The following is a 1,549-nucleotide window of genomic DNA, read 5'->3' on the forward strand; positions in this document are numbered from 1 at the left end:
CCCCGTTATGTTCTTCGCGGTCCTGCAAGAGGGCCGCTGGCCTCCGGGCCCGGCATGACTGTGTCCCCCTGTCGAACGGATGACCTGGGGGGTGGTGTCACCGGGCCCGAGGGGTGTTCGTCGGAGACGCTGATCAGAGGTCCGGCCACCGTCCGGTCCGGCGCAACGCCGGACAGTTCGCGGGCGGCAGGTCTGCATAACGTGGATGCGCGAGCACGACACCCGAGCCGAGGCCGGCACCGTCAACACCCCTGGAAGGGCACGATGTTCGAGATCGAAGACGTGGGCGTGTTCCTCGGCCTGGACGTCGGCAAGTCCGCGCACCACGGGCACGGACTCACCCCGGCCGGGAAGAAGGTCTTCGACAAGCCGCTGCCCAACAGCGAGCCGAAGCTGCGGGCCGTGTTCGACAAGCTGACCGCGAAGTTCGGCACCGTCCTGGTCATCGTGGACCAGCCCGCCTCCATCGGCGCCCTGCCGCTGACCGTCGCCCGCGACGCCGGCTGCCGCGTCGCCTACCTGCCCGGCCTGGCCATGCGCCGGATCGCCGACCTCTACCCCGGCGAGGCCAAAACCGACGCCAAGGACGCGGCCGTCATCGCCGATGCCGCGCGGACGATGCCGCACACCCTGCGCTCCCTGGAACTGACCGACGAGATCACCGCCGAGCTGACCGTGCTGACCGGCTTCGACCAGGACCTCGCCGCCGAGGCCACCCGCACCAGCAACCGGATACGCGGCCTGCTCACCCAGTTCCACCCCTCCCTGGAACGCGTCCTGGGACCGCGTCTGGACCACCAGGCCGTCACCTGGCTCCTGGAGCGCTACGGCTCCCCGGCCGCCCTGCGCAAGGCCGGCCGCCGCAGACTCGTGGAGCTGATCCGCCCGAAGGCCCCGCGCATGGCCCAGCGGCTGATCGACGAGGTCTTCGACGCGCTCGACGAGCAGACCGTCGTCGTCCCGGGCACCGGCACCCTGGACATCGTCGTCCCCTCCCTGGCCGCTTCCCTGACCGCCGTGCACACCCAGCGCAGGGCGATGGAAGCCCAGATCAACGCCCTGCTGGAGGCCCACCCTCTTTCCCAGGTCCTGACATCGATGCCCGGCGTCGGCGTCAGGACCGCCGCAGTCCTGCTGACCACCGTCGGCGACGGCACCAGCTTCCCCACCGCCGCCCACCTGGCCTCCTACGCCGGACTCGCCCCCACCACCAGGCAATCCGGGACCTCGATCCACGGCGAACACGCACCGCGAGGCGGCAACCGGCAGCTCAAACGCGCCATGTTCCTCTCCGCCTTCGCCTGCATGAACGCCGACCCCGCCTCCCGCACCTACTACGACAAGCAACGCGCCCGCGGCAAGACCCACACCCAAGCCCTCCTCCGCCTCGCCCGCCAACGCATCAGCGTCCTGTTCGCCATGCTCCGCGACGGCACCTTCTACGAATCCCGGACGCCGAAGGACATCGAGCTCGCCGCATAACCCCAACAACCCTGAACCACCCCAAACCCGACACGGGCGCCTTGACGAAGGACATAGAGGCACCCCC

At 70.0% G+C, this 1,549-nt stretch carries 1 protein-coding gene; it reads left to right on the forward strand.

The window, feature by feature from the left end; genetic code table 11:
• The first annotated feature begins 264 nt into the window (after positions 1–264).
• Positions 265–1,482: an IS110 family transposase gene (locus tag ACFW2Y_RS35815; RefSeq protein WP_384887922.1), complete on the forward strand. Its 1,218-nt coding sequence runs from the start codon at positions 265–267 to the stop codon at positions 1,480–1,482.
• Positions 1,483–1,549 lie beyond the last annotated feature (67 nt).

This window comes from Streptomyces sp. NPDC058877 (assembly GCF_042742855.1).
Taxonomy (GTDB): Bacteria; Actinomycetota; Actinomycetes; order Streptomycetales; family Streptomycetaceae; genus Streptomyces.

What these genes read in the sequence shown, in the direction of transcription:
- ACFW2Y_RS35815 (WP_384887922.1), top strand. Translation starts at nt 265, where the DNA reads ATGTTCGAGATCGAAGACGTGGGCGTGTTCCTCGGCCTGGACGTCGGC.